Source organism: Pseudomonas sp. ES4 (genome assembly GCF_050586665.1).
Lineage (GTDB): Bacteria > Pseudomonadota > Gammaproteobacteria > Pseudomonadales > Pseudomonadaceae > Aquipseudomonas > Aquipseudomonas frederiksbergensis.
Window position 1 is genome coordinate 92,073 of the sequence record NZ_JBOBDO010000004.1, and the last position, 20,367, is coordinate 112,439.

The following is a 20,367-nucleotide window of genomic DNA, read 5'->3' on the forward strand; positions in this document are numbered from 1 at the left end:
CCCTGTGGGAGTGAGCCTGCTCGCGATTGGATTTCAAACCGAACCCGGATAATGGCATTTAGCTAATTCTCGACTGAACGAATCCTCTAAATCCCCCGTCATACCCATCCTTGAGCTAGCGTCAGATACTTACCGCCGAGCCTTGCGATTAGTCCTTAGCACCCTATTCATGTTTAACTTGAACGCTCATTCAAGTTAAACCGCCGGTTTGCTGCCCGCTCACAACAGGAGGCTTGCCTTTGCCGAGTCCGTTATTGATTGCCCTGTTTCACCCCCTTGAGGTGCACCTTTCATGAGTGCATCGCCCACCCCCGCCAGCGGTCAGGTCCGCATGAATCCGCCGGTTTTTTATTTCGCGGCGACCTTTATCTTGTTGTTCGCCGTGGTGGTCATGGCGATACCCGAACAGGCCGGTGCCTGGCTTCTGGAAGCGCAAAACTGGGCGGCCAACACGGTCGGCTGGTACTACATGCTCGCGATGACCCTGTATCTGGTCTTCGTGGTGGTCACCGCCTTGTCCGGCTACGGCAAGATCAAGCTCGGTGCCGACCACGACGAACCCGAATTCAGTTACCTGTCCTGGGCCGGCATGCTGTTCGCCGCCGGGATCAGCATCACGCTGTTCTTCTTTTGCGTATCTGAACCGCTGACCCATTTGGCGCAACCGCCGCAAGGCGAGGCCGGCACGGCGGATGCGGCGCGTCAGGCGATGCAGATTCTGTTCCTGCACTGGGGCCTGCATGGCTGGGGCGTGTTTGCCTTTGTCGGCATGGCGCTGGCGTACTTTGCGTATCGCCATAATCTGCCGCTGGCCCTGCGTTCGGCGCTTTATCCGCTGATCGGCAAGCGCATCAATGGCCCGATCGGTTACGCGGTGGACGGCTTCGGCATCATTGCCACGGTGTTCGGCCTTGGTGCCGACATGGGCTTTGGCGTGTTGCACCTCAACTCAGGTCTGGACTACCTGTTCGGCATCGCTCACACCCAGTGGATTCAGGTCGGCCTGATCACGCTGATGATGGGCGCGGCGATCATCGTCGCGGTGTCTGGCGTCGATAAAGGCGTGCGCGTGATGTCCGACATCAACATGCTGCTGGCCTGTGCGCTGCTGCTGTTCGTGTTGTTCGCCGGCCCGACCCAGCATTTGCTCAACACCTTGATCCAGAACATCGGCGACTACCTCGGCGCCTTGCCGATGAAGAGTTTCGACCTCTACGCCTACGACAAACCCAGTGACTGGCTGGGCGGCTGGACGGTGTTCTACTGGGCCTGGTGGATCGCATGGTCGCCGTTCGTGGGCCTGTTCATCGCACGGATTTCCCGTGGCCGGACCATCCGCGAATTCGTCTTCGGTGTGCTGCTGATTCCGCTCGGCTTCACCCTGGCGTGGATGTCGATCTTCGGCAACAGCGCCATCGATCAAGTCCTCAACCACGGCATGAGCGCGCTTGGCATGTCGGCCATCGATAACCCGTCGATGACCCTCTACCTGCTGCTGGAAACCTACCCGTGGAGCAAAACCGTGATCGCGGTCACGGTGTTCATCAGCTTCGTGTTCTTCGTCACCTCTGCCGATTCCGGCACCGTCGTGCTGTCGACACTGTCCGCCAAGGGCGGCAATCCCGACGAAGACGGGCCGAAATGGCTGCGAGTGTTCTGGGGCGCGATGACCGCGTTGGTGACCAGTGCGCTGCTGTTCTCCGGCAGTATCGATGCGCTGAAGTCAGCGGTGGTGCTGACTTCATTGCCGTTCTCGATGATCTTGCTGCTGATGATGTGGGGGCTGCACAAGGCGTTCTACCTGGAGTCGCAGAAGCAGATCGCGCAACTGCATTCGCTGGCGCCGGTGTCCGGATCGCGGCGAGGCGGCTGGCGTCAACGCCTGAGTCAGGCGGTGCATTTCCCGTCACGGGATGAGGTCTATCGCTTCCTCGATACGGCGGTGCGCCCGGCGATTGAAGAAGTCTCGGCAGTGTTCGTCGAAAAGGGTTTGAAGGTGGTCACACAACCGGACCCGACCAACGACAACGTCAGCCTGGAAATCGGTCACGGCGAGGAGCGTCCGTTCATTTATCAGGTGCAGATGCGCGGCTACTTCACGCCGTCCTTCGCCCGTGGCGGCATGGGTTCCAAGGAACTCAACAACCGTCGTTACTACCGGGCCGAAGTGCATTTGAGCGAGGGCAGTCAGGATTACGATCTGGTGGGTTACACCAAGGAGCAGATCATCAACGACATCCTCGATCAGTACGAACGACATCTGCAATTCCTGCATCTGGTGCGTTGATCGAGAACCGGTGGCGCCGAGCCTTTTTCAGGTCTCGGCGCTCAACACCATGAACAGCACCAGCGCCGCCACCGGCACACTGAACACCACCGTGCCGATCATCAGTTCCGTACTCAATGACTGGCCGGCGGTGACCATGCCAACGGCACCATTGATCAACGTCAACGCCAGCCACAGGACCACGAAGCTGTAGGTCAATGTCTGTTGGCTGAAGCCGATTTTCTCGCCGATGAACAGCATCAGCGCCAGCAGGATCAGGCCGAAAGTGATGATGATCGTGGTGTGCATGGTGGGTTCCGCCCTTCAGATGTGTGTCGCTTTTGCGGCCGCCTTCGCAAGCAGGCTCGCTCCCACAGGATTGCGACGACCTTGTGGGTGCGAGCCTGCTCGCGATAGGGGCGCTGCGGTGTCAAGTGAGCATAGTTAAACCAGCCCACCGTTGACGCGCAGGATTTGCCCGTTGACCCACGCCGAGTCCGGGCCGACCAGAAAAGACACAACGCGAGCGATGTCTTCTGGCTGAGCCAGACGTTCCAGCGGGGCCATCTTGGCGAAAGTCTGGATCTGCTCTTCGCTCTTGCCGTGCAGGAACAGGTCGGTCGCCACCGGACCGGGGGCCACGGCGTTGACGGTGATATTGCGACCGCGCATTTCCTTGGCGAACACCTGGGTCAGGGATTCCACTGCCGCTTTGCTCGCGATGTACACCGCGTAGCCCGGCAGGTTCAGGCCGACGGTGCTGCTGGAGAAGTTGATGATCCGCCCCCCAGCGTTCAGGCGGGTGGCGGCTTCACGCAGGGTGTTGAACGTGCCGCGAGCGTGGATGTTGAAGGTCTGGTCGAACAGTTCGTCAGTGTGTTGCGCCAGCGGCAGCACTTTGAGAATGCCGGCGTTGTTGACCAGCACATCGACCTTGCCCAGTTGCATTTCGGTCTCGTCGAACAGCCGGCGTACGTCGTCGGCGTTCGCTACATCCGCCTTGATCGCTATGGCCTGATGCCCGGCCTGACGCAATTCCACCACCAGTCTTGAAGCTTCGGTGGCACTGCTGGCGTAGTTGATGGCGACGGCGAAACCTTGTTTGGCCAGATGTTTGGCGATCACCGCGCCGATGCCACGGGAGGCGCCGGTCACGATGGCAACTTTCGAAGTTTGGTTTGTCATGGCGGTGATTCCTTTGAAGTTGATGGCTTGGGGTGAAGCCAGATTCACATGTTTACTCAGGCCAATAAATGCACGAGAGTTGCCTTCACTGTTCAATAATCGCCAACAATCAATCGCCAGGAGACTCGCGTGGATCAAGTCAAAGCGATGAAGGTTTTCGTACGGATCTACGAGCGCAGCAGCTTCACGCTGGCTGCCGACGACCTGAACCTGCCGCGGGCGACGCTGACCCACACGCTGAATCAATTCGAAGCCTGGATCGGTACGCGTTTATTGGAGCGAAGCACCCGCAAGGTACGTCCTACACTGGATGGCGAGGCGTACTACCTGCGTTGCGTGCAGCTGCTGGCGGAGCTGGAAGAAGCCGAACTGGCATTCCGAAGCGTCGCCCCGAAGGGCCGATTGCGCGTGGATTTGCATGGCACGCTGGCCAGGCACTTCGTCATCCCGGCGTTGCCGCAGTTCATGGCGCGCTACCCGGACATCGAACTGTCCATCAGCGAGGCCGACCGCTTTGTCGACCTGATCGCTGAAGGCGTCGACTGCGTGCTGCGCGCCGGCACCTTGGGCGACTCCGCGCTGATCGGCCGCCGCGTTGCCAACCTGCGCCAAATCACCTGCGCCAGCCCCGCGTATTTGCGCAAATACGGCGAACCGACAAGCCTCGACGACCTGAAGCATCATCGTGCCGTGAACTACGTCTCGCGCACGACTGCCAAGTTATTTCCCTTCGAATTCATGGTTGACGGCGAGCTGAAGGAAGTCGCCATCGATGGCGCGCTTTCCGTGTTCGGCGCAGAAATTTATGCGGCGTCGGCGATCGCCGGGCTAGGCCTGATCCAGTGCCCGCATTACCGAATGGAGACGCAGATTTCCCAGGGTCTGGTGCAGGAAGTCCTGATCGACACGCCACCACCGCCGATGCCGGTTTCGGTGTTGTATCCGCACAACCGACACATGTCGCCACGGGTTCGGGTGTTTGTGGATTGGTTGGGGGAAGTGTTTGCGGGGGCTGTTTGACCTTGCTCGCTGCTCTTGATCGTTCCCACAGAGCGTGGGAACGATCATATGAAACGTTTCAGCATTTTCTCGAGTCCGAGGTTTATCGGCGTTTGTCTGGGCGTATGCTGGGCAACTTGCGAAGCAGTCGATACCAACTTCAAGACAGACAAGAGAGGATTCGATGACCTACACCGCTGCCGAAAACCGCTACGACTCCATCCCTTACCGCCGCGTGGGGCGCAGCGGGCTGGTGCTGCCGGCACTGTCTCTGGGCCTGTGGCACAACTTCGGCGACAGCACGCCGATCGACACCCAGCGATCGTTGCTGCGTACTGCGTTTGATTTGGGCATCAACCATTTCGACCTGGCCAACAACTACGGCCCGCCATATGGCAGTGCCGAGATCAATTTCGGTCGTTTGCTGCGTGAAGACTTCAAGCAGTATCGCGACGAGCTGATCATCTCCAGCAAGGCCGGTTGGGACATGTGGGCCGGCCCTTATGGTCAGGGCGGCGGTTCGCGCAAATACGTGCTGGCCAGCCTTGATCAGAGCCTGCAGCGCCTGGGCCTGGACTACGTGGACATCTTCTATTCCCACCGCTTCGACCCGGACACGCCGCTGGAAGAAACCGCCAGCGCACTGGCCACCGCGGTGCAACAGGGCAAGGCGTTGTACATCGGTATCTCCTCGTACTCGGGGGTTAAAACCCGTGAAATGGCCGCACTGCTGAAAGAGTGGAAAGTCCCGTTGCTGATTCATCAGCCGGCTTACAACCTGCTCAACCGTTGGGTGGAAAAAGACCTGCTGGATACGACGGACGAACTCGGTACCGGCGTGATTGCGTTTACGCCGTTGGCTCAGGGGTTGTTGACCGACAAGTACCTCAACGGTGTGCCAGCGGACGCGCGGGTCAATCGTCCCGGAGGTGGTTCGTTGCAGGCGGCGCACCTGTCCGAAGCCAACATCGCCCATGTGCGTGCACTGAATGAGATCGCCAAGCGCCGCGGTCAGAGCCTGGCGCAGCTGGCATTGGCCTGGACGTTACGCGATCCGCGCGTGACGTCGGCGTTGATCGGTGCGAGTCGGCCGGAGCAGATTATCGAGAACGTCGGGGCGTTGAAGAATCTGAGTTTTAGCGCAGAGGAATTGGCGGAGATTGACCGGTTTGCCCAAGAGGGCGGGGTCAATCTTTGGGAGAAGCCTTCGACGGCTGAATGACCTCTAACTGATCGTTCCCACGCTCTGCGTGGGAATGCCTCAACGGACGCTCCGCGTTCGGCTCTTGATGGGACGCGGAGCGTCCCGGGCTGCATTCCCACGCGGAGCGTGGGAACGATCGGGTGATCGGATTACCGGAAAAACGGCACATCCCCCAACACCGTCGCCCGTTGCATCACCCGCCGCGCCGGCCGGTAGTCATCCACGGCGTAATGCTGTGTCACGCGGTTATCCCAGAACGCCACGTCGTCCTTCTGCCAACGCCAGCGGATGGTAAATTCCGGCCGTGTCGCGTGGGCAAACAGGAACTTCAGCATCACCTCGCTTTCGGTTTCCGACAGCTCATTGATCTTCGACGTGAAGCCTTCATTGACGAACAACGACCGGCGTCCGCTCACCGGATGAGTGCGAATCACCGGGTGGGACAGCGGCGGGTTTTTCCTGCGCGCTTCTTCCCACTGGGCCAAGGCTTCGGGTGTGGTGCCATAGCGCTCCAGCGGGAACGAACGAGTGAAATCGTGGGTGGCCGTCAGCCCTTCGAGCAGGGTTTTCATCGGCGCCGAAAGCGCTTCATACGCCGCGATACCGCTGGCCCACAACGTGTCGCCACCAAACTCCGGCAGCAACTTGGCACTGAGTACCGCGCCCAGGGCCGGGGTCGGCAGGAAGGTGACGTCGGTGTGCCAGATCGCGTTGTCGCGCACGTCAGTGACGGCGGTATCGAGGATCAGCACTTCGGGCTGTTCCGGCACATTCGGGTAGATCGGGTGAATGTGCAGGTCGCCGAAATTGGCGGCGAAACGCGCCTGTTGCTGGGGCGTGATCGGCTGATCGCGGAAGAACAACACTTGATGTTCGAGCAGCGCCTGCTCGATCGCGTCGCGCTGTTCCAGGTTCAGCGGTTGGCTGATGTCGACGCCACTGATGTGTGCGCCGAGGGCATAGCTTAAGGGGACGATGGTCAGGTGGCTCATGGTCTTTCTCTTCAATTCGGGGCGCCGGGCTTTTGTAGGAGTGAGCCTGCTCGCGATAGCGCAGTGTCAGGCGACATGCCTGTGTCCGATACACCGCCATCGCGAGCAGGCTCACTCCCACAGGGTTATTCACATGATGATTTTTCAGTGAGCCTGGCCATGCCAAGGCACCAGTTTGCGTTGCAGGGCGCGCAAGCCCATTTCCATGGCGAAGGCGATCAGCGCGATCACCAGAATCCCCAGCACCACCACATCGGTGACCAGGAACTGCGCGGCCGACTGCACCATGAAACCCAGACCGCTGGTGGCGGCGATCAATTCGGCGGCGACCAGCGTCGACCAACCCACACCCAAGCCAATCCGCACACCGGTCAAAATATCCGGCAGCGCACTCGGCAGAATCACATGGCGAATCAACTGCGCCCGGGTCGCGCCCAACGACTGCGCGGCGCGCAATTTTGCCGGGTCGACGGTACGCACGCCGGTCGCCGTAGCGATGGCGATCGGGGCGAAGATCGCGAGGTAGATCAGCAAGACTTTCGACAGCTCACCGATGCCGCACCAGATCACGATCAGCGGCAGATAAGCCAGCGGTGGAATAGGGCGGTAGAACTCGATCAGCGGATCGAGAATGCCGCGAGCAATGCGGTTGTGGCCGATGGCGATTCCAACGGGCACGGCGGTCAGCACCGCGAAGCCCAGGCCCAGACCGATTCGGCTGAGGCTCGCGCCAAGGTGCTGCCACAACGTTGAATCCATGTAGCCGGTGGTCACCAGCAGCCAGCCTTTTTGCAGCACCGCGGACGGTGGCGGCAGGAACAGCGGCTCGATCATTCCAGTGGCGGTGACGGCCCACCAAATGGCAACGAGAGCGACCAGTGTCAGCATGCTGATCCAGCGCGTGTTCAAACTGCGACGCAGCGGGATTACCATCGAGCCCGGTTTCACCGTCGCGGCGGGAATTTCATAGCTGCTCATGCGCGCTCCTGCCGCTGGGCGGCGCTGCGTTGGGAGAACACTTTGGCGAGCACGTGTTCGCGGGTTTCGATAAAGCGCGGGTCGGACTTGATTGCCCGAGCGGACTCACCGGCGGCGTAACGCTGACCGAAATCCAGGCTCAGGCGTTCGACGATTTGCCCTGGATTCGGCGCCAGCAGAATCAGGTCCGTGGCGAGAAACACCGCTTCTTCGATGTCGTGAGTAATCAGAAAAACCGGTTTTGTGGTGCGCTGCCAGACTTGCAGCAACAGCTCCTGCATCTGTTCGCGGGTGAAGGCATCGAGGGCGCCGAAGGGTTCGTCCATCAGCAAAACCCGCGGATCAGCCGCCAGGGCACGGGCCAGGCCGACACGTTGCTTCTGCCCGCCTGAAAGCTGCCAGATCCGGCGGTTTTCGAAGCCGGAAAGGTCCACCAACGCGAGCATTTCCCGGGCGCGGAATTCACGTTTGTCTCGGGAAATGCCGGCCAGTTCCAGACCGAAACCGACGTTGGCCAGCACGTCCTGCCAGGGCAGCAGGGCATCGTCCTGGAACACCACGCCGCGTTCGGCGCTCGGGCCTTTGACCGGCACGCCATCGAGGGTGATGCGCCCGGCGCTGGGCTCGACGAAACCGGCAATCAGGTTCAACAGCGAAGTCTTGCCACTGCCGGACGGGCCGAGGGCGACCAGCAATTGCCGGGGCCCAAGGCTCAGGGAAATATCCGCCAGTACCGGTTCGGCGGCGCCGGGGTACTGTGCGCTGATGCGCTCCAGCTGAAGCAAAGCCATCGCGGTTAACTCCGATCAGTGGGTGATGTATTTGGCGCTGACGTATGGCGCGTAGTCCGGCAGCACGGCTTCAACCTTGCCTTGTTCTTTCAGGAACGCGGCGGTGTCAGTGATGGCCTTGGTGGTCGGCGCGCCGAGGGTGATCACCTGATCAGCCGCCAGCGGGAAGACGTTGCCTTGCAGCAGCAGTGGAATGTCGCTGGCCTTGGCGCCGGAGAGTTTCACCAGCTTGTCGACGTTGGATTGATTGGCGAGCCAGGCTCCTGGATCTTTGCGGTAGTCGGCGTAGGCATCGAGGGTCACTTTGGCGAACGCGGTGACGATTTCCGGGTGCTTCTCGGCGAAGTCTTTACGCACGATCCACGCATCGAAGGTCGGCGCGCCGAACTTGGCCAGTTCGCCGGAGGTGATCAGCACTTTGCCGTTTTCCTTGGCCACTCCGAGGGCTGGGTCCCACACGTAAGTGGCGTCGATGTCACCGCGTTTCCACGCGGCAATGATGGCTGGCGGGGCAAGGTTGAGGACGGTGACCTTCGAGGGGTCGATGTTCCAGTGCTTCAGTGCGGCCAACAGGCTGTAGTGGCCGGTGGAAACGAACGGCACAGCGATTTTCTTGCCGATCAGGTCCTGCGGGGTTTTGATCCCGGAACCGTCGCGGGCCACCAGGGCTTCAGCTGCGCCGATCTGCGTGGCGATGAGGAAGGTTTCTACCGGGACTTTGCGAGTGATTGCCGCCGTCAGGGGGCTGGAGCCGAGGTAGCCGATCTGCACGTCGCCGGAAGCGATGGCGGCGATGATGTCGGCGCCGTTGTCGAATTTGCGCCAGTCGATTTTGGCGTTGGTGGCTTTCTCGTACGCGCCGTCGGCCTGGGCGACTTTCGCCGGGTCTACGGTGGTCTGGTAGGCGACGGTGACGTCAGCCGCCTGGGCAAAGAAACTCACCGCAGCCAGAGACGCGGCGGCCAGGAGGCGAAGGGGGAAAGTCAGTTTCATTGAGAAGCTCCTTTTCAGACGACCGAGAGGCGGCGTGAAAAGAAGACTAAATGATCTAAGAATCCGAAAATAAATAACTTTTTCGAATGAGCTTATGAGCGGAAAATTCTAAGCAGGTACCCTGTGGCGAGGGGGCTTGCCCCCGTTGGACTGCGTAGCAGTCCCAAAACCGACACCCCCAATATTTCGGAAAAACCGAGTCGCCTGCATTACGACTGCTTCGCAGCCGGACGGGGGCAAGCCCCCTCGCCACAGGGGACTTGCACTGGGAGATTAGTTGCTGATCGCCAGAATGCTCGCCTGATACGACCCGACAAACACATCGAAATCGCCGACTTCGTTCTGCTCCAGCTCAATCTGCTCGGCCAGCGACGAACGCGCCCGCTCTTCAAATTTCGCCTGGTCCTCGCTTGAAAGCGGCTCGCTGCGGAAAAACTCCGCATGCACCTGGCTCTGACGCAGGGAGAACTGAGCAAAGCTCTCCTTGTGCTCAGCCATCGCCGCCAGCACCTGGGCCGATGGCGTCAGCGATGGATCCCTGACCTTGGCCAGTTGGGCATCCAGCGCCTTGCTATGCGCGTCGCCGCCATGACTCTGATCCAGCATCGCCGCCAGGGGTGCAATCTTCTCCAGCAACTCGCTGGCCCATTCTTTCAGGTCCACCGGGTGGCCGTCGCGTTGCAGTTGCAGGCCCGGACGGCGACCTTCCTTGACCACGCTGAGGAAGTTCGAGGTTGCGTTGCTGCACGAGGTATTGGTCAGCAGCGGGCTGTCGTTCAGCGCGCAATACAGCAGGAATGCGTCGAGGAACCGCGCCTCCGGCAGGTCGATGCCCATCGGCAGGAACGGGTTGATGTCCAGGCAACGCACTTCGACGTACTGAATGCCGCGAGCCACCAGCGCCTGGATCGGCCGTTCGCCGGTGTAAGTCACGCGTTTCGGGCGGATGTTGGAGTAGTACTCGTTTTCGATCTGCAGGATGTTGGTGTTGAGCTGAACCCACTCACCGTCCTGGTGCGTGCCGATTTCGACGTACGGCGCGTAAGGCGTGGCGACCGCTTTGCGCAGGCTGTCGGTGTAGCTCGCCAGATCGTTGTAGCAAGGGGTCAAGCCGGCCTGGGCGTTGCTCTGGTAACCCAGGTCACTCATGCGCAGGCTGGTGGCGTACGGCAGGTACAAAGTGTCCGGGTCCAGTTGTTCCAACTGGTGCGAACGACCACGCAGAAAACCGGCGTCCAGCGCAGGCGAAGCACCGAACAGGTACATCAACAGCCAGCTGTAGCGGCGGAAGTTGCGGATCAGCGCGATGTAGGCCGACGACTGATAGTCGCGGTCGGTGCCGACAAAACCTTCAGCCTCTTTAAGCAGCGGCCAGAGCTTTTCCGGCAAGGAAAAGTTGTAGTGAATCCCGGCAATGCACTGCATGGTCTTGCCGTAGCGCAGGGCCAGGCCCTTGCGGTAGACGTACTTGAGCTGACCGATGTTGGAGGTGCCGTAATAGGCAATCGGGATGTCTTCCTCGGCCGGCAATGGGCACGGCATCGATGGACTCCACAGGTACTCGTTGCCGAGCTTGCTGTAGGCAAAACGGTGAATGCTGTCGAGGCTCGCCAGGGTGTCCGCCGGGTCGGGCAGGGCGGGCGTGATGAACTCCAGCAGCGACTCGGAATAGTCGGTGGTGATTTGTTCATTGGTCAGCGCGGAACCCAATGCTTCCGGGTGCGGCGTTTGCGCCAGGCGACCTTCACTGGTCACGCGCAGGCATTCACGTTCGATGCCGTGAAGGCACTGTTCGAGCAGAGAGAGGTTAGCGCGCTCGCCGAGCAGAGCCAGGCGGCGGTTGAGAAGTTCGCTCAAGTTGGATTCCTTCACGCGTCAGTCGCCCCAATATGGGGGTGGGCAAGACGGTCTACAAGGGTGAAGTTGAAACTGGCGTTTTCGCCTGGTTTTTGAGCAGCACAGACCTCATGCCATTCGGTAAGAACCGCGCAATTCCCTGTGGAAGCGACTTGTGGCGAGGGGGCTTGCCCCCGTTTGAGTGCGCAGCACTCACAAAATCTTGAAAATCCAGAGATTTTGGGTCTGCTTCGCAGCCCAACGGGGGCAAGCCCCCTCGCCACAGGATTCATTGCGCCGAAATTAACTCAAATTGATGGCATTCATCTACAGGACAGCGAACGTGCCTTGTGCTTTTGCGACGAGTTTGTCGCCTTGCATCACATCGGCTTCGACCACCAGCGTGCGGCGGCCCGGGTGGATCACCCGCGCCGTGCACATCACTTCACCGTCGGCGACGGCGCGAATGTAGTTGATCTTGCACTCGATGGTCGCGCTCTGCTGGTCAAAACCATGGGTGCTGGAACAGGCCAGCCCCATGGCAATGTCCACCAGGCTGAACAAGGCCCCGCCGTGCAGTTTGCCGCCGCGATTGCGCAGTTCTGGCGCAAGCCCCAGGGCGACTTGCGCCACCCCGGTTTCCAGGCTGTGCAAGCGACATCCCAGCAACTTGAAAAAAGCGCTTTCGGTCAGCCCGGCCGGGATCTCCATCAGCGTTTCTTCAACTGCTTGGCGTTGGCGAACAGCGAAGCCATGGCGTTGTTGGCCGGGGCCGCCGCCGTGGTTTCTTTACGCGGCGCGGTGTTCTGGGACTGGCGTGGCGCCGAACCCGGACGTGCACCACGGGCACCGTCGATTTTCTCGCCCGGTGTGTCGCTCATGCGCATCGACAGGCCAACGCGTTTGCGCGGGATGTCGACTTCCATGACCTTCACTTTCACCACGTCGCCGGCCTTCACCGCTTCACGCGGATCCTTGATGAACTTCTCCGAAAGCGCAGAGATATGCACCAAACCGTCCTGATGCACGCCGATGTCGACGAAAGCACCGAAGTTGGTCACGTTGGTCACCACGCCTTCGAGGATCATCCCCAGCTCCAGGTCCTTGAGGTCTTCGACGCCTTCCTGGAACTCGGCGGTCTTGAACTCGGGACGCGGGTCGCGGCCAGGTTTTTCCAGCTCTTGCAGGATGTCGGTGACCGTTGGCAGACCGAAGGTTTCGTCGGTGTACTTTTTCGGATCAAGACGCTTGAGGAAGCTGGCGTCGCCGATCAGCGAGCGAATATCGCGGTCGGTCTCAGCGGCGATGCGCTGGACCAGCGGATAGGCTTCCGGGTGAACCGCAGACGAATCCAGCGGGTTGTCACCGTTCATGACGCGCAGGAAGCCAGCGGCCTGTTCGAAGGTTTTCTCGCCCAGACGCGCGACTTTCTTCAACGCCGCACGGGTTTTGAACGCGCCGTGTTCGTCGCGGTGGCTGACAATGTTCTGCGCCAGAGTCGCGTTGAGGCCGGAGATACGGGCCAGCAGCGCCACGGAGGCAGTGTTGACGTCGACGCCCACGGCGTTTACGCAGTCTTCGACCACCGCGTCCAGGCCGCGTGCCAGTTTCAGCTGCGACACGTCGTGCTGGTACTGGCCGACGCCGATGGATTTCGGATCGATCTTCACCAGCTCAGCCAGTGGATCCTGCAGGCGACGGGCAATCGACACCGCGCCACGGATCGACACGTCGAGGTCCGGGAATTCCTTGGAGGCCAGTTCCGACGCCGAGTAAACCGATGCGCCGGCTTCGGAGACCATGACTTTGGTCATCTTCATGGCGGGGTATTTTTTGATCAGCTCAGCGGCCAGCTTGTCGGTTTCACGGCTGGCGGTGCCGTTGCCGATGGCGATCAGGTCCACGGCATGCTTGGCGCACAGGGCCGCCAGAATCGCGATGGTCTGGTCCCACTTGTTGTGCGGCACGTGCGGGTAAACCGTGGCGTGATCCAGCAGCTTGCCGGTGGAATCGACCACGGCCACCTTGCAACCGGTACGCAGGCCCGGGTCGAGACCCAATGTGGCGCGAGGACCCGCCGGCGCCGACAGCAGCAAGTCGTGCAGGTTATGGGCGAACACGTTGATCGCTTCGGTTTCTGCGCCGTCGCGCAGTTCGCCCAGCAGGTCGGTTTCGAGGTGGGTGTAGAGCTTGACCTTCCAGGTCCAGCGCACCACTTCGCCCAGCCATTTGTCGGCGGCGCGGTTCTGGTTCTGGATGCCGAATTGCTGGCCGATCATGCCTTCGCACGGGTGCATGGCGCCCGGCAGTTCGTCGCCGACTTTCAGCGCCGAACTCAGAATGCCTTCGTTGCGGCCACGGAAAATCGCCAGCGCGCGGTGCGACGGCATGCTTTTGAGCGGTTCATCGTGTTCGAAGTAGTCGCGGAACTTGGCGCCTTCCTCTTCTTTGCCGGCGATGACGCGGGCGCTGAGGATGGCTTCCTGCTTGAGGTAGCTGCGCAGCTTGTCCAGCAGGCCGGCGTCTTCGGCGAAGCGTTCCATCAGGATGTACTTGGCGCCTTCGAGGGCGGCCTTGACATCGGCGACGCCTTTTTCGGCATCGACGAAGCGCGCGGCTTCGGCGTCTGGCGTCAGGGTCGGGTCGTTGAACAGGCCGTCGGCCAGCTCGCCGAGGCCGGCTTCCAGGGCGATCTGGCCCTTGGTGCGGCGCTTCTGCTTGTACGGCAGGTACAAGTCTTCGAGGCGGGTCTTGGTGTCGGCGAGTTTGATGTCGCGTTCGAGTTGCGGGGTCAGTTTGCCCTGCTCTTGAATGCTGGCGAGGATGCTGATGCGCCGTTCGTCGAGTTCTCGCAGGTAGCGCAGACGCTCTTCCAGATGACGCAACTGAATGTCATCGAGGCTGCCGGTCACTTCTTTCCGGTAGCGGGCGATGAAAGGCACCGTGGAGCCTTCATCGAGTAGCGCGACGGCCGCTTCGACCTGTTGTGGGCGGACGCCGAGTTCCTCGGCGATGCGGCTGTTGATGCTGTCCATAAAACCACCTGACAAATTGTGAAAGCAGGCTCGCAGGCGCAGAGATAAGGCCTCGGCGAGTCTGGTTGAGCGGCCTGGCCTGCGCCGCTACCTGGATCAACAGGCATCCCGTTGACCCGTGAAATCGAACAATTACTGCCTGCGCCATGAGAATAAAAAACGGCCACCTACAGTAATGATCAGACGTTGCCTGACACAAAAGGCCGCGCATTATAACCAGCGTTCTGTCATTCGGGGGCATCGCAGGCTGTAGGCATAAGGGCCGGATTTGTGGCGATGAAGGAAAAATCTGCTAACAATGCACACGGTGCGTATAACGGCAGCTACGCCATAATGCGCGCCGAGATCAAAGGAGCATCTAATGAGCAGCACTGCAAACATTGCTGAAGGCGAAAAAATTCTTATTGTTGACGACGATCCTGGGCTGAGCAGCCTGCTGGAACGTTTTTTCGTCAGCAAGGGCTACCGCGCCCGCGCCGTCCCGAACACGGAACAAATGGATCGCCTGCTGGCGCGTGAAGTGTTCAACCTGGTCGTCCTCGACCTGATGCTGCCCGGCGAAGACGGCTTGACCGCTTGCCGCCGCCTGCGCACCGCGAACAATCAGATTCCGATCATCATGCTGACCGCCAAGGGCGATGAGCTGAGCCGCATCAAGGGCCTGGAACTGGGCGCTGACGATTACCTGGCCAAGCCGTTCAACCCGGACGAGCTGATGGCTCGCGTCAAAGCGGTCCTGCGTCGCCAGTCGGCTCCGGTACCGGGCGCTCCGGGCAGCGAAGACGAAAGCGTGACCTTCGGTGACTACGAACTGTCCCTGGCGACCCGCGAGCTCAAGCGCGGCGACGAAGTGCACATGCTCACCACCGGTGAATTTGCGGTGCTCAAGGCGTTGGTCATGAACGCCCGTCAGCCACTGACCCGCGACAAGCTGATGAACCTGGCCCGTGGCCGCGAGTGGGACGCCCTGGAGCGCTCCATCGACGTACAGATTTCCCGCCTGCGCCGGATGATCGAGCCCGATCCGTCCAAGCCGCGTTACATCCAGACAGTCTGGGGCGTGGGTTACGTGTTCGTTCCGGATGGCGCCGCCACCAAGTGATCGGCGATTTGTAGGAGCGGGTCTTGCGGGCAACGGGTCAGATGACTTTGCTCGCAGACTCGCGATCCGCAATATGCGAGCATCGCTCGCTCCTGCAAGTGTGTAGCGGTTATCCATGAAAACCCCCGTTTGGTTCCCCCAGAGTTTCTTCTCCCGCACCCTTTGGCTGGTGCTGATCGTCGTGCTGTTCTCCAAGGCGCTGACCCTGGTTTATCTGTTGATGAACGAAGACGTGCTGGTGGACCGCCAATACAGCCACGGCGTCGCCCTGACGCTACGCGCCTATTGGGCGGCCGATGAAGAAAACCGCACGAAGATTGCCGATGCCGCGACCCTGATCCGGGTAGTCGGTGCTGGCGTGCCGGAAGGTGAGCAACACTGGCCTTACAGCGAGATCTATCAGCGGCAGATGCAGGCAGAGCTCGGTGCCGACACTGAAGTCCGATTGCGCATGCATTCGCCGCCGGCCCTGTGGGTTCGGGCGCCAAGCCTGGGTGATGGCTGGTTGAAAGTGCCGCTTTATCCGCATCCGTTGCGCGGCCAGAAAATCTGGAACGTACTCGGCTGGTTCCTCGCTATCGGCCTGCTGTCCACTGCCTCGGCGTGGATCTTCGTCAGCCAGCTCAATCAACCTTTGAAACGTCTGGTCTATGCCGCGAGGCAACTCGGCCAGGGCCGCAGTGTGCGTCTGCCGATCAGCGACACGCCAAGTGAAATGACCGAGGTTTACCGCGCCTTCAACCAGATGGCGGAAGACGTCGAGCAGGCCGGCCGCGAGCGCGAACTGATGCTCGCCGGGGTGTCGCACGACTTGCGCACGCCACTGACCCGTTTGCGGCTGTCCCTGGAGCTGATGGGCGACCACAGCGACCTGACGGACGACATGATCCGCGACATCGAAGACATGGACGCGATTCTCGACCAGTTCCTGGCGTTCATTCGCGATGGTCGTGACGAGTCGGTGGAAGAGGTGGACCTGAGTGATCTGGTGCGCGAAGTCGCGGCGCCATACAACCAGAACGAAGAGAAAGTGCGCCTGCGCCTGGAGCCGATCCAGCCGTTTCCATTGCGTCGGGTATCAATGAAGCGGCTGCTGAACAACCTGATTGGCAACGCCTTGCATCACGCGGGCAGCGGGGTTGAGGTGGCGGCTTATGTGTCCGGGGACACCAGCGCGCCGTATGTGGTGCTGAGTGTCATGGACCGTGGGGCGGGGATTGATCCGTCGGAGCTGGAGGCAATCTTCAACCCGTTTACGCGAGGTGATCGAGCCCGTGGCGGAAAGGGAACCGGGTTGGGGCTGGCGATCGTGAAGCGGATTGCTTCGATGCATGGCGGGAATGTTGAGTTGCGCAATCGGTCCGGTGGCGGGCTTGAAGCGCGGGTGCGGTTGCCGCTTGGGTTGATGCTGCCGCGGGATGCCGTCTAACCCGATCGTTCCCACGCTCTGCGTGGGAATGCCTCTTCGGACGCTCCGCGTTCGGCTCTGGAGGGGACGCGGAGCGTCCCGGGCTGCATTCCCACGCAGAGCGTGGGAACGATCACCGAATCAGCTTCAGCCCTTGCCTTTGGTGCGCGTCATATTCGGCCCACCATTCTTCTCAAGATGCTCAATGATGATCCCCGCCACGTTCTTGCTGGTGGTGGTTTCAATCCCTTCAAGCCCCGGCGACGAATTCACTTCCATCACCAGCGGCCCGTGATTGGAACGCAGGATATCCACACCCGCCACCGCCAACCCCATGACCTTCGCCGCGCGCAACGCCGTCATGCGTTCTTCCGGTGTGATCTTGATCAGGCTGGCACTGCCGCCGCGATGCAGGTTGGAGCGAAACTCCCCGGGCTTGGCCTGGCGTTTCATCGCCGCGATCACCTTGTCGCCCACCACGAAGCAGCGAATGTCCGCGCCGCCGGCTTCCTTGATGTATTCCTGAACCATGATGTTCTGCTTCAGGCCCATGAAGGCCTCGATCACCGACTCCGCCGCCGTGGCCGTTTCACACAGCACCACGCCGATGCCCTGGGTGCCTTCCAGCACCTTGATCACCAGCGGCGCGCCGTTAACCATCTCGATCAAGTCGGGAATGTCATCCGGGGAGTGCGCAAAACCGGTGACCGGCAAACCGATCCCCCGGCGCGACAGCAATTGCAGGGACCGCAGTTTGTCCCGCGAACGGGCGATGGCCACCGATTCATTGAGTGGAAACACGCCCATCATTTCGAACTGACGCAACACCGCGCAGCCATAAAACGTCACCGACGCGCCGATCCGCGGGATCACCGCATCGAAACCCTCCAGCGGTTTGCCGCGGTAGTGGATCTGCGGCTTGTGGCTGGCGATGTTCATGTAGGCGCGCAAGGTGTCGATCACCACCATTTCATGGCCACGCTCGGTACCGGCTTCGACCAGACGACGGGTGGAATACAGACGCGGGTTCCGCGACAGCACAGCGATCTTCATGCAACACCTGTGGAGAAGGTAGATACCGGGAACACCGGCTTGTCTTGTACGTACTTGATGCCCGGATTGACCACCAACTGGCCGTCGATCAAGGCTTTGGAACCGAGTAACAGGCGATAACGCATGGACTTGCGGCAGGCGAGCGTGAATTCGACCCGCCAGACCCGATCACCGAGGGCCAGGGTAGTGCTGACCACGTAACGCATCTGCGCGTGGCCGTTGGAGCTTTTGATGGTTTTCATCGTCACCAGGGGGGCTTCGCAGCGCCGATGACGCAGTTGCACCACCGTGCCCAAGTGAGCAGTAAAGCGCACCCACTGTTCCCCGTCGCGCTCGAACGGTTCGATATCAGTGGCATGCAGGCTGGAGGTGCTGGCGCCGGTGTCGATTTTTGCGCGCAGGCCCGCGACTCCCAAGTCTGGGAGCGCCACCCACTCGCGCAGACCGACAACGGTCAAATGGTCAAATGTCTTCAAAGGTGCTCAACCGGTAGAAACCGCTCAGGCCGCACGCGGCCGAATTCGCGGTATTCACGCAGAATAATGGGTAAAAGGCGACAGATATCTACGGCCCGGATTTCCAGCCCTCAAGGGAGGCGCTGGAACGTGTGCATTGTAATCCGAGCCGGCGTAATTCATGGCACGACAGAAACGGTAGTACAGTTCAGCAATATTTCAGAATGAGGAAATTCCATGGCACAAAAAAGCGAAGAGGACGACAAAGTCCGTCTCGATAAATGGTTGTGGGCCGCGCGTTTTTATAAAACACGCGCCTTGGCCAAGGCGGCGATTGAAAGCGGCAAGGTGCATTGCCGGGGCGAGCGCTGCAAACCGGGCAAGGAACCGCGAATCGGCGACGAGTTTCAGATTCGTACCGGATTCGAAGAGCGCACGGTGGTGGTTCAGGCGCTGTCGATCGTACGCCGTGGCGCGCCAGAGGCTCAGGCGCTCTATGCCGAAACCGACGCCAGCATCGCCAAGCGCGAGGCGGCTGCGGCCATGCGCAAGTCCGGTGCGCTGGGCGTGAGCACTGATGGCAAACCGAGCAAGAAGCAGCGACGGGACTTGTTCAAGTTTCGTGGAAGCAGTAACGACGAGTAAGTCAGTTAACTTCTGTATTGCCTGTGAAGCAGCCTTCGTCGGATCGCCGCCCGGAGCCAGTTCGCTCCCACAAGTACGCGCAGTCCTGGGAGCGAGACTTGCAATTGCCCAACCGTGTAGCCATATCGGGTTAATCGCCGGCAGCGCGTTGGATGGGTGAAAGTGCCATTCGTCGAAAACCACCCACAGCTTCTGAGCCGTAGGCCATAACCAGAAAGCCAGCAGCGCCAGAAGCAAGAAATTGCATAAGCGCCCGGCATGCGTTCCACCTTGCTTGGAACAAACCCGGATTGTTCTTAAAATGCCGCTCACGGCTGAACATCGCGCACCAAAACGGTGCTGCAGAGACGCAATTTCTCGCTGTCAGAAATCATTTTGTCATTACCTCAGATACCCAGACCTATGACCGATCTACCGGATACCGACTACACCCAACGCTTCATCTTCGATGACAGCGACACCCGCGGCGAGCTGGTGGCGTTGGAGCGTAGCTACGCCGAAGTCCTCGCTAAACACCCGTACCCGGAGCCGGTTGCACAACTGCTCGGCGAACTGATGGCAGCAGCGTCGTTGTTGGTCGGCACCTTGAAGTTCGATGGCTTGCTGATTCTCCAGGCCCGTTCCGATGGCCCGATCCCGCTGCTGATGATCGAATGCTCCAGCGAGCGCGAAATCCGTGGCCTGGCCCGATACGAAGCCGACCAGATCGCCCCCGACGCGACCCTCTCCGACCTGATGCCCAACGGCGTATTGGCGCTGACCGTCGACCCGACCCAAGGCAAGCGTTATCAGGGCATCGTCGACCTCGACGGCGCAACCCTGTCGGAGTGCTTCACCAACTACTTCGTGATGTCGCAACAAGTCGGCACGCGTTTCTGGTTGTACGCCGATGGTCGTCGCGCCCGTGGCCTGCTGCTGCAGCAACTGCCTGCTGATCGGTTGAAAGATGAAGAAGAACGCGCCGCCAGCTGGCAGCACCTCACCGCGCTGGCCAGCACCCTGACCGCCGATGAATTGCTGAGCCTGGACAACGAAACCATCCTCCATCGTCTCTACCACGAAGAGCAGGTTCGTCTGTTCGATGTGCAGAAATTGCGCTTCCGTTGCAGCTGCTCGCGCGAACGTTCTGCCAATGCGCTGGTCAGTTTGGGTCTGGAAGATGCCCAGTCGCTCGTGATCGAACATGGCGGCAACATTGAGATCGACTGTCAGTTTTGCAACGAGCGCTACCTGTTCGACGCCGCCGATATCGCTCAATTATTCGCTGGAGCGGGTGTGGATACACCGTCAGATACCCGGCACTAAAACGGTTCAGCGCAGGTAAATTCACTGGTTTGTGCCGGAATAACGCCGTTCTGACGGGAGGGCCCTACTATTTTTGGGCTTTTCTGGCATAATCCGGCCCACTTTTTGTCGCGGTAGTAG

Annotated in this window: 18 protein-coding genes and 1 pseudogene; 7 read left to right on the forward strand and 12 right to left on the reverse strand. The window is 60.4% G+C overall.

Annotation, left to right across the window (positions count from 1 at the left end; translation table 11 throughout):
* Positions 1-331: 331 nt before the first annotated feature.
* Positions 332-2,287, forward strand: a complete 1,956-nt coding sequence (betT, locus tag ACQ4OB_RS06300; protein WP_198044978.1) for a choline BCCT transporter BetT — start codon at positions 332-334, stop codon at positions 2,285-2,287.
* A gap of 27 nt (positions 2,288-2,314) precedes the next feature.
* Here betT and ACQ4OB_RS06305 read toward each other — a convergent pair whose 3' ends face one another.
* Positions 2,315-2,575, reverse strand: coding sequence for a hypothetical protein (locus ACQ4OB_RS06305; protein ID WP_074872538.1), 261 nt, complete (start codon positions 2,573-2,575; stop codon positions 2,315-2,317).
* Positions 2,576-2,710: 135 nt separating this feature from the next.
* Positions 2,711-3,451 (reverse strand): SDR family oxidoreductase, encoded by a 741-nt coding sequence (locus ACQ4OB_RS06310; protein ID WP_102614999.1) that lies wholly within the window; start codon positions 3,449-3,451, stop codon positions 2,711-2,713.
* Positions 3,452-3,580: 129 nt separating this feature from the next.
* On the opposite strand from ACQ4OB_RS06310, the gene ACQ4OB_RS06315 reads away from it, so the two are divergent.
* Together ACQ4OB_RS06315 and mgrA are read left to right on the forward strand one after the other, a co-directional pair.
* The gene (locus ACQ4OB_RS06315; RefSeq protein ID WP_430955306.1) at positions 3,581-4,471 is read left to right on the forward strand and encodes a LysR family transcriptional regulator; all 891 of its coding nucleotides are present in this window, start codon (positions 3,581-3,583) and stop codon (positions 4,469-4,471) included.
* 163 nt (positions 4,472-4,634) lie between these two features.
* Positions 4,635-5,672 carry an L-glyceraldehyde 3-phosphate reductase gene (mgrA, locus tag ACQ4OB_RS06320; RefSeq protein ID WP_282483092.1) on the forward strand — a complete coding sequence of 346 codons (1,038 nt, stop codon included), beginning with the start codon at positions 4,635-4,637 and terminating at the stop codon, positions 5,670-5,672.
* A gap of 131 nt (positions 5,673-5,803) precedes the next feature.
* On the opposite strand, the gene tauD is transcribed toward mgrA, so the two are convergent.
* The 7 genes from tauD to ACQ4OB_RS06355 form a co-directional block, all read right to left on the reverse strand.
* A complete protein-coding gene (gene tauD / locus ACQ4OB_RS06325) occupies positions 5,804-6,646 on the reverse strand; it encodes a taurine dioxygenase (protein ID WP_430955307.1) in 843 nt (280 codons plus the stop codon).
* A 144-nt stretch (positions 6,647-6,790) separates the two neighbouring features.
* Positions 6,791-7,624: a taurine ABC transporter permease TauC gene (gene tauC / locus ACQ4OB_RS06330; protein WP_430955308.1), complete on the reverse strand. Its 834-nt coding sequence runs from the start codon at positions 7,622-7,624 to the stop codon at positions 6,791-6,793.
* The gene (gene tauB / locus ACQ4OB_RS06335) at positions 7,621-8,415 is read right to left on the reverse strand and encodes a taurine ABC transporter ATP-binding subunit (RefSeq protein WP_074872547.1); all 795 of its coding nucleotides are present in this window, start codon (positions 8,413-8,415) and stop codon (positions 7,621-7,623) included. The genes tauC and tauB overlap by 4 nt, the downstream gene beginning before the upstream one ends.
* A 15-nt stretch (positions 8,416-8,430) precedes the next feature.
* On the reverse strand, positions 8,431-9,408 hold the full coding sequence (gene tauA / locus ACQ4OB_RS06340) for a taurine ABC transporter substrate-binding protein (protein WP_430955309.1): 978 nt from the start codon (positions 9,406-9,408) through the stop codon (positions 8,431-8,433).
* 273 nt (positions 9,409-9,681) lie between these two features.
* On the reverse strand, positions 9,682-11,265 hold the full coding sequence (gene gshA / locus ACQ4OB_RS06345) for a glutamate--cysteine ligase (RefSeq protein ID WP_430955310.1): 1,584 nt from the start codon (positions 11,263-11,265) through the stop codon (positions 9,682-9,684).
* 306 nt (positions 11,266-11,571) lie between these two features.
* Positions 11,572-11,955 carry a PaaI family thioesterase gene (locus ACQ4OB_RS06350; protein WP_007903088.1) on the reverse strand — a complete coding sequence of 128 codons (384 nt, stop codon included), beginning with the start codon at positions 11,953-11,955 and terminating at the stop codon, positions 11,572-11,574.
* On the reverse strand, positions 11,955-14,279 hold the full coding sequence (locus ACQ4OB_RS06355) for a Tex family protein (protein ID WP_074872553.1): 2,325 nt from the start codon (positions 14,277-14,279) through the stop codon (positions 11,955-11,957). Before ACQ4OB_RS06355 ends, ACQ4OB_RS06350 begins: the two co-directional genes overlap by 1 nt.
* A 361-nt stretch (positions 14,280-14,640) precedes the next feature.
* On the opposite strand from ACQ4OB_RS06355, the gene ompR reads away from it, so the two are divergent.
* Together ompR and ACQ4OB_RS06365 are read left to right on the forward strand one after the other, a co-directional pair.
* A complete protein-coding gene (gene ompR / locus ACQ4OB_RS06360; protein WP_008149284.1) occupies positions 14,641-15,381 on the forward strand; it encodes an osmolarity response regulator transcription factor OmpR in 741 nt (246 codons plus the stop codon).
* 115 nt (positions 15,382-15,496) lie between these two features.
* Positions 15,497-16,810 carry an ATP-binding protein gene (locus tag ACQ4OB_RS06365; protein WP_074872555.1) on the forward strand — a complete coding sequence of 438 codons (1,314 nt, stop codon included), beginning with the start codon at positions 15,497-15,499 and terminating at the stop codon, positions 16,808-16,810.
* Between the two features lie 126 nt (positions 16,811-16,936).
* Here the strand turns inward: ACQ4OB_RS06365 and rimK are convergent, their stop codons facing one another.
* Together rimK and ACQ4OB_RS06375 are read right to left on the reverse strand one after the other, a co-directional pair.
* On the reverse strand, positions 16,937-17,842 hold the full coding sequence (rimK, locus tag ACQ4OB_RS06370; RefSeq protein ID WP_008149287.1) for a 30S ribosomal protein S6--L-glutamate ligase: 906 nt from the start codon (positions 17,840-17,842) through the stop codon (positions 16,937-16,939).
* On the reverse strand, positions 17,839-18,300 hold the full coding sequence (locus ACQ4OB_RS06375; protein WP_173860444.1) for an ATP-dependent zinc protease family protein: 462 nt from the start codon (positions 18,298-18,300) through the stop codon (positions 17,839-17,841). Before ACQ4OB_RS06375 ends, rimK begins: the two co-directional genes overlap by 4 nt.
* Positions 18,301-18,534: 234 nt before the next feature.
* Between ACQ4OB_RS06375 and ACQ4OB_RS06380 the strand changes: the two genes are divergently transcribed.
* Positions 18,535-18,942 carry an RNA-binding S4 domain-containing protein gene (locus ACQ4OB_RS06380; protein ID WP_074872559.1) on the forward strand — a complete coding sequence of 136 codons (408 nt, stop codon included), beginning with the start codon at positions 18,535-18,537 and terminating at the stop codon, positions 18,940-18,942.
* 87 nt (positions 18,943-19,029) lie between these two features.
* On the opposite strand, the pseudogene ACQ4OB_RS06385 reads toward ACQ4OB_RS06380, so the two are convergent.
* Positions 19,030-19,264 (reverse strand): annotated as a pseudogene (locus ACQ4OB_RS06385) (hypothetical protein); the annotation flags it as partial.
* An 80-nt stretch (positions 19,265-19,344) separates the two neighbouring features.
* Here ACQ4OB_RS06385 and hslO point away from each other — a divergent pair.
* Entirely contained in the window at positions 19,345-20,247 is a 903-nt protein-coding gene (hslO, locus tag ACQ4OB_RS06390) for an Hsp33 family molecular chaperone HslO (RefSeq protein ID WP_430955311.1), read from the forward strand.
* Positions 20,248-20,367 lie beyond the last annotated feature (120 nt).

Coding starts and splice junctions, on each gene's coding strand:
- betT (WP_198044978.1), top strand. CDS start 332: ATGAATCCGCCGGTTTTTTATTTCGCGGCGACCTTTATCTTGTTGTTC.
- ACQ4OB_RS06305 (WP_074872538.1), bottom strand. CDS start 2,575: ATGCACACCACGATCATCATCACTTTCGGCCTGATCCTGCTGGCGCTG.
- ACQ4OB_RS06310 (WP_102614999.1), bottom strand. CDS start 3,451: ATGACAAACCAAACTTCGAAAGTTGCCATCGTGACCGGCGCCTCCCGT.
- mgrA (WP_282483092.1), top strand. CDS start 4,635: ATGACCTACACCGCTGCCGAAAACCGCTACGACTCCATCCCTTACCGC.
- tauD (WP_430955307.1), bottom strand. CDS start 6,646: ATGAGCCACCTGACCATCGTCCCCTTAAGCTATGCCCTCGGCGCACAC.
- tauC (WP_430955308.1), bottom strand. CDS start 7,624: ATGAGCAGCTATGAAATTCCCGCCGCGACGGTGAAACCGGGCTCGATG.
- tauB (WP_074872547.1), bottom strand. CDS start 8,415: ATGGCTTTGCTTCAGCTGGAGCGCATCAGCGCACAGTACCCCGGCGCC.
- tauA (WP_430955309.1), bottom strand. CDS start 9,408: ATGAAACTGACTTTCCCCCTTCGCCTCCTGGCCGCCGCGTCTCTGGCT.
- ACQ4OB_RS06350 (WP_007903088.1), bottom strand. CDS start 11,955: ATGGAGATCCCGGCCGGGCTGACCGAAAGCGCTTTTTTCAAGTTGCTG.
- ACQ4OB_RS06355 (WP_074872553.1), bottom strand. CDS start 14,279: ATGGACAGCATCAACAGCCGCATCGCCGAGGAACTCGGCGTCCGCCCA.
- ompR (WP_008149284.1), top strand. CDS start 14,641: ATGAGCAGCACTGCAAACATTGCTGAAGGCGAAAAAATTCTTATTGTT.
- ACQ4OB_RS06365 (WP_074872555.1), top strand. CDS start 15,497: ATGAAAACCCCCGTTTGGTTCCCCCAGAGTTTCTTCTCCCGCACCCTT.
- rimK (WP_008149287.1), bottom strand. CDS start 17,842: ATGAAGATCGCTGTGCTGTCGCGGAACCCGCGTCTGTATTCCACCCGT.
- ACQ4OB_RS06380 (WP_074872559.1), top strand. CDS start 18,535: ATGGCACAAAAAAGCGAAGAGGACGACAAAGTCCGTCTCGATAAATGG.
- hslO (WP_430955311.1), top strand. CDS start 19,345: ATGACCGATCTACCGGATACCGACTACACCCAACGCTTCATCTTCGAT.